General features: G+C 75.7%; 5 protein-coding genes. 3 read left to right on the forward strand and 2 right to left on the reverse strand.

Annotated features, from left to right (window positions below; genetic code table 11):
* Positions 1–277: 277 nt before the first annotated feature.
* Positions 278–799 carry an SUKH-3 domain-containing protein gene (locus LG634_RS37335; protein WP_226740972.1) on the reverse strand — a complete coding sequence of 174 codons (522 nt, stop codon included), beginning with the start codon at positions 797–799 and terminating at the stop codon, positions 278–280.
* A 7-nt stretch (positions 800–806) separates the two neighbouring features.
* On the reverse strand, positions 807–1,346 hold the full coding sequence (locus tag LG634_RS37340) for a YwqJ-related putative deaminase (protein ID WP_226740973.1): 540 nt from the start codon (positions 1,344–1,346) through the stop codon (positions 807–809).
* Positions 1,347–1,573: 227 nt separating this feature from the next.
* Between LG634_RS37340 and LG634_RS37345 the strand changes: the two genes are divergently transcribed.
* The 3 genes from LG634_RS37345 (at position 1,574) to LG634_RS37355 (ending at position 5,982) form a co-directional block, all read left to right on the forward strand.
* A complete protein-coding gene (locus LG634_RS37345) occupies positions 1,574–2,551 on the forward strand; it encodes an SMI1/KNR4 family protein (RefSeq protein ID WP_226740975.1) in 978 nt (325 codons plus the stop codon).
* 7 nt (positions 2,552–2,558) lie between these two features.
* Positions 2,559–4,892, forward strand: coding sequence for an SUKH-4 family immunity protein (locus tag LG634_RS37350; RefSeq protein ID WP_226740976.1), 2,334 nt, complete (start codon positions 2,559–2,561; stop codon positions 4,890–4,892).
* Between the two features lie 199 nt (positions 4,893–5,091).
* On the forward strand, positions 5,092–5,982 hold the full coding sequence (locus LG634_RS37355; RefSeq protein WP_226740977.1) for a coiled-coil domain-containing protein: 891 nt from the start codon (positions 5,092–5,094) through the stop codon (positions 5,980–5,982).
* Positions 5,983–6,305 lie beyond the last annotated feature (323 nt).

A 6,305-nucleotide genomic window follows, 5' to 3' on the forward strand; every position in this document is an offset into this window, starting at 1 on the left:
CCCCCCCCGGCGAGGCTGAAATTCGCCCGGTGAGGCTGGAGATGCCCGGCGGGGCTGGGATTGGCCCGGCGGGGCTGGAGATGCCCGGTGAGGCTGGAGGGTGCCGACGAGGCTGGAGATGCCCGGCGAGGCCCAGATGCCGGGTGAGGCTGGAGATGCCCGGCGGGGCTGGGATTGGCCCGGCGGGGTCGGAGGGGGCGGCGGGGGGTGGTCAGCCGGGGTCGGAGAGGGCGGCGGGGGCCGGGTTCGCCCGGCGGGGCCGGGGCGGGGTCTCGGGTCAGGGGGTGGTGGTCACAGTCAGGCGTTCCGGCTGGAGGCCTGTGAGGAGGGCGGTGAGGGCCTCGGTGATGGTGGGGCCGAGGTACCAGTCACCGGTGTGGTCGATCGCGTAGACCCGGCCCCCCGCGTCGATGGCCAGATGCGAGCGTCCGTCGGACTCGATGCCGAGGGGACAGACGGAGGTGTCCAGCGCCCGCCCGAGGTCGGCGAAGGTACGGGCGAGGTGGAGCCCGGTCAGCGGGTCGATGCGGACGGACGCGGGGGCTATCTGACGGCCCGGCCCGGCCGGCCCGAAGGTCAGCCCGCCGAACTCCGCCCACGCCTCGACGGCCGCCGGAAACACGGTGTGCACGTGCCCGCCCGGCGTCGCATGGTCCCGCAGCGCATCGGCCCAGAACTCGGCCTGCTTGATGTCCCACCGCCCCGGCTGCCAGCCGGCAGTGCGCAGTGCGGTGTCGACGGAGACCGGAAAGCGGGTCGCCGACGAACGGTCGTACGAGGCGGACGCGGAGGCGGACATCGGGCGGTCAGCCCTTCGTGTGGTCGTCGGATGCGGTGAGGTCGACGGGGCGCACCCCGAAGTGGCTGAGCATGGCCTCGCAGGACCGGCACGGCGGCGCGTAGCTGCCGTGCAGCGGGTCGCCGTCCTCCCGGATGCGCCGCGCCGTCAGCCTGGCCTGGCGCAGCGACCGCCGCGCCTCGCCGTGCGTCAGCGGCTTGCGCGAGGCCCGCCTGCTGCGCCCCGCCTCGACGGCAGCCAGGTGCCGGGAGAGCAGCAGCGCCTCGGGACATCGCCCGGTGAAGCGTTCCCGCTGCCCGCTGGCGAGGGTGTCGAGGAAGTCCTGGACGAGGGGGTGCAGGACCGGCGGGAGTTCGCCCTTGGCGGCGGTCCCGGTGAGGGTTTCACCGCGTACGGACAGTGCGGCGGCGACCGTCGGGAGGATGCCGTCGCGGCGGAAGCGGAGCACCGGCGCGCGGCGCCCGTCGTTCCCGGTCCAGGGCGCGCGGGGGTCGTCGGCGCCGTCGGGTTCCCGGCCGGTGCTGCTGCGTCGCGCTGTCTTCTGCATGGTGCTGGTTCCCTCCGTGCTCGCGGTGTTCCCGCTGGTGCGCACGCCCCCGTGCCGCTGGGACAGCCTGCCAAATGACTCCGCCGATGCGGAAGCGGGGTCGAATTTTCGTATCAATTCGGATGTTCCCGGTCGCCGGGTGGCGGGGGGTGTACGGGGAGGTCGGTGCTCTTGCGCGAGCGCATAGGCTGTGCGGAACCAGCCAGATCCAGCAGGGGGCTACCGCCATGACGACAGGTCGGCTCGGGCAGCAGGCCGCGCCACCCAACGCCGCGTACGCCGGGCAGGTCGTGCAGTTTCCCGACCCGGTCCGTGCCGCCCGGCATCCCCGTGGCGTCCGCATGGACGCGAACGGGCATCCGGACTTCTCGCCGTACGCGCGTGCGGCCGTGGAGATCGCCGAGCCCCCGGAGGGTTTCGGCGTCGACGAACTGCGCCTGACGGACTACGTCTCCGCGAACGCGGCGCTGCACGCGGACGGCCACGAGCTGTGGCGCACGGTGCCCGCGGTGGCGACCCCGCACGGCTGGACCTGGCACCACGTCGCGGGAACCCGTCGGCTGGAGCTCGTACCCGTCGAGGTGAAGGCGCTGCTGCGGCACCACGCGGGCCTGGTGACCGCACAGGTCGACCACGGCAAGCGGGGCACCCGGCCGCTGCAGGAGCGGCGTCCGGCGCACTTCGGGCTGCCGACGTCGGTGGTGTCGGTGTCCGAGACGCAGATCCAGGGCCTGGAGGAGGACCTGGGCTACCGGCTGCCGGAGGCCTACCGGTCGTTCCTGAAGGCGGCGGGCGGCTGCGCCCCGACGGGCGTGGCGCTGGACGCCGAGCTCGGGATGCTGGTGGACCAGCCGTTCTTCACGGTCCGGGACGAGGCCGCGGTCAACGACCTGGTGTACGTGAACAAGTGCCTGCGGGACCACCTGACGAAGGACTACCTGGCGGTGGCGTTCGTCCAGGGCGGTCTGCTCGCGGTGAAGGTGCGCGGCGAGGCGCTCGGCTCGGTGTGGTTCTGCCCGTTCGACGACGCGCGGGACCAGGACGGGTGGAGCGTGCAGCAGCGGGTGGAACGGCTGCTGCTGCCGTGCGGTGACGACTTCGACGCCTTCCTGGAGCGGCTGGCGGGCAGCCCGGCCGAACTGGAGACGGTGGCGGGCCTGATGGTGGACGGCGGCTTCGCGCGCGTCGTCCCGGTGGAGGGGTGACGTCGCGGTGGTGACGTTCGCGCAGGCGCAGGAGCGCGCCGAGGAATGGGTCAACGGGGACGTCCCCGGCTACCAGCACCGCGAGGTGCGGGTGCGGGAGTTCGGCCTCGGGTTCGTGGTGTGGGCGGAGGACCGTCCGGGCGGGCCGGTGTCCGGTGGCGGGCGGCAGCGCCTGGTCATCGCACGGGACAGCGGCGAGGTGACGCTGTGGCCGGGCCTGCCGGTGGGCGAGGTCATCCGCCGGTACGAGGAGGCGTACGGGGCGGAGCAGGCGACGGGCGCGGACGCGTCCGTGCCGCCGCAGCGGATCGACTCCGACCAGACGTCGTTCATGCTGAGCCCGCCGGAGTGGCTGCAGGAGGCGGCGGACCGGGCGGGTATCCCCGACCACCGGCCGGCCGCCGAGCCCGCGCCGGCCGCCCCGCCGGTCCCGCTGACTCCGCCCGCTCCGCCCGCTCCGCCTGCTCCGGTGTCCGGGCCCGCGCCCGAGCCGGTGGCCGCGGATGCCGGTCCGGCGTACGAGCCGACGGCCTCCGAGGGGGTGCCGGCGGACACGACGCCGTGGGCGGGTACGGACACCAACCCGGTGAACGGCGCCGACGACGGTTCCGTGCCGCTGCCGCAGACGGTGTTCGCGCCGCCGCTGTCCGGGGTGGACGCCGCGGACGTGCCCTCGTCCGGGGTGGCTCCGGAGGCGAAGACGGCCCTGATCCCCGGTGGCAGCCGGCTGCCGAAGACCGCGGTCTCCCCGGCGGTGGTCCCGCCGGGCGGTCCGCGTCCCGAGGACATCGCCGACGAGGTCACGGACAAGGCCGAGGTGCGGCGCCCCGGTGCGCCGTCCGAGGACCCGCACTACGCGGCGACGATGCTGGCCGGTCCGGCCGTGACGGCCGGTCCGCCGGCGCCGCCCGGTCCGCCCGGCGTGCCCGGGGCTCCGACGCCGCCCGGTCCGCCCGGACCTCCGGCGCCCCCCGGTGCGCCGTCCGAGGACCCGCACTACGCGGCGACGATGCTGGCCGGTCCGGCGGTCACGGCCGGTCCGCCGGCGCCCCCCGGCCCGCCCGGTCCGCCCGGACCCCCCGGTCCGCCGGCGCCTCCCGGTCCGCCCGGAGCCCCCGGTGTGCCCGGCGGTGACGCGCACCATGCGGCGACCATGCTCGCGGGGCCGTCCGTACCGGCGCCCCCCGGGCCTCCCGGCACCCCGGCGCCTCCCGGTCCGCCGGCGCCTCCCGGTCCGCCCGGAGCCCCCGGCGGCGATGCGCACCACGCGGCGACCATGCTGGCCGGTCCGCCGGTGACCGGCGGTCCGTCGGCGCCTCCCGGTCCGCCCGGGGCGCCGCAGGGCGCGCCCGCGCAGCCGGGTGTGCCGACGGTCGGCCCCGGCTACCAGGCGGTCCTGCGCTACCGCGCGCCCGACGGCTCCGAGCAGCAGCTCATCCGCCGTTCGGCGCCGGGCACCCCGCACCCGGAGTGGCAGATCCTGCACGAGCTGCGCGCCATGAACGTGCCGCCGCAGCAGGTGCTGGAGCTGCACACCGAGCTGGAGTCGTGCGAGCTGCCGGGCGGTTACTGCGCCCGGATGATCCGCGAGACCTGGCCGCAGGTGCGGATCACCAGCGTGGCCCCGTACGGCACGGACCACGCGGGCCGTCAGCAGGGCATGCGCCACCTGCTCACCCACCAGGGCGAGCTGCACCAGGTGGCCGACGGTCCGGCGCGTCCGGCGCCGGTACGGGCCCCGCTGCCGCAGGTGCCGCTGCAGCCGGCGATCCCGATGGAGGCGATCGCGCAGGAGCTGACCGGTGCCTTCGGGCCGCAGGGCGTGTTCCGCTACGACCAGCGGGCCGTGTCCCGGCAGGGCGTGCCGGAGATCGTCGCGCAGACGCTGGTGTGGGCCGGTCTGCCGGTGGACTTCGGGCCGTTCTTCTGGGCACAGGCCGTGCCCGGACAGCCGGTGCCGACGCTGGCCGAGATGGCCGCGCAGCGCGGGGTGGCGGCGGCGTCGGACGCGGGTTCGTACCTGGTCGTCGGCAGTGACTTCGGCAAGGCGCTGTGCGTGCAGTACGGCACGGCGCACATAGTGGCGGTGCCGGTGGAGGCCGGTCCCGGCGGGGCGCCGGTGCCCCCGCAGTTCGTGAACTCCAGCCTGCCGCAGTTCGCCCGGTCGCTGGCGATGCTCGGTCACATGTGGCGGCTGCGGCTGCACCTGACGCCGGAGCAGGCGGGTCGCTGGACGGTCGACTTCCAGTCGAACCTGGCCGGGCTGGACCCGGCGGCGCTGGCGTCGCCGGAGAACTGGTGGTCGGTGCTGCTGGAGCAGATGTGGGACGGCCTGCTGTAGGCGGGCCGTAGGTACGGGTTCGGCCGCGCCGGGTTGCGCGAAAGTGCAGCCGGGCGGGTGAGCGGCGGCCGGTGCGGGGACCGAAACGGTCCTTGTGCCGGCCGTTTCGCGTGTCCGGATTCCGGCTTGTGACATCAAATGACGCATCCTTGACCGGTAGCCGGGTTTGAGCCGCGGGTCCGAGAGAGGGGCTTCCAGGATGAGTGCTGCCGTGTCACCCCAGGGTTTCGCGATCGTTCGGGGCCGCGGCTACCGGCCTGCACAGGTGGACCGCCGGATCGCGGAGTTGTGGGCGAGCCGTGACGAGGCGTGGGAGCGGGCGGCGCGGCTGACCGTGCTGGCCAAGCAGATGGAGGCGGAGGCGGCCCGGCTGCGCGAGGTGGTGGCGCAGCTGGAGCCGCAGACGTACGACCTGCTGAGCGAGCGGGCGCGGCGGATCCTGGCGCTGGCGTACGAGGAGGCGCAGGAGCTGGGCTTCGAGGCGCGCGGCGACGCGGCGGAGGCGACGGCGGCTGCGGAGGCGTACGCGGAGCGGGTGGCGGAGCTGGCGCGGGTGGACGGGCAGGCGGTCCGGGAGCAGACGGAGGTACGGGCCCGGCAGGCGCTGGCGGCGGCGCAGCGGCAGGCGGACGACGCGCGGCTGGCGGCGCGGGAGGACGCGAAGGCGTGGCGCGGGGACGCGGTGGCGCTGCTGCGGGAGACGCGGCAGCGGGCGGAGGCGCTGCTGGCCGAGCAGGAGCAGGACCACGCGGAGCGGCGGGAGGCGGCGGAACGCGACTTTGCCGCGCGGGAGGCGGAGCTGGAGGCGCGGGTGGCCGAGCTGGAGGCGTACGGGGAGGCGCGGCTGGCGGAGGCACGGCGGGCGTATGCGGAGGTGGAGGAGGCGGCTCGGCACGGGCAGGAGGATGCGGAGGCGGCGGGGGCGGAGCTGCTGGCGCGGGCGCGGGTGCGGGAGGAGGCGGTGGTCCGTGAGACGGACCTGGTCCTTCGCGAGCATGCGGAGGCTCAGGCGGATCTTCGTGCGCACATGGACCACGTGCGGTCCACCCTGGCCGCCCTGACCGGCCGCCCCACTCCCACGGAGCCGTGACCCTGCCCTTGTCCTCATGCGCCGGACGGGCTCGATCGCGCCCCTGCGGGTCGGACCTGCCGAACGTGCTCCTCCCTTGCAGGGACTGTCGGCACTTCGCCTGCGGCGGGCACCTCCCAGCCCCCTGAGGCTGGGGGAGCATGAGGTGCGGCTCTGGGCTCCGCGGCCCCTTTCAGCCCGTCCGGCGTTTGAGGACCGGGGTCTGGGGCGGCCCCCCAGTTCGGGAAGGGGCGGGGTGGGGAACAGCCCCGCAGGGTCGGGGTTTCGGGGGGGGGGGGGGGGGGGGGGGGGGGGGGGGGGGGGGGGGGGGGGGGGGGGGGGGG

The sequence above is a fragment of the Streptomyces bambusae genome (assembly GCF_020532645.1).
GTDB lineage: Bacteria > Actinomycetota > Actinomycetes > Streptomycetales > Streptomycetaceae > Streptomyces > Streptomyces bambusae.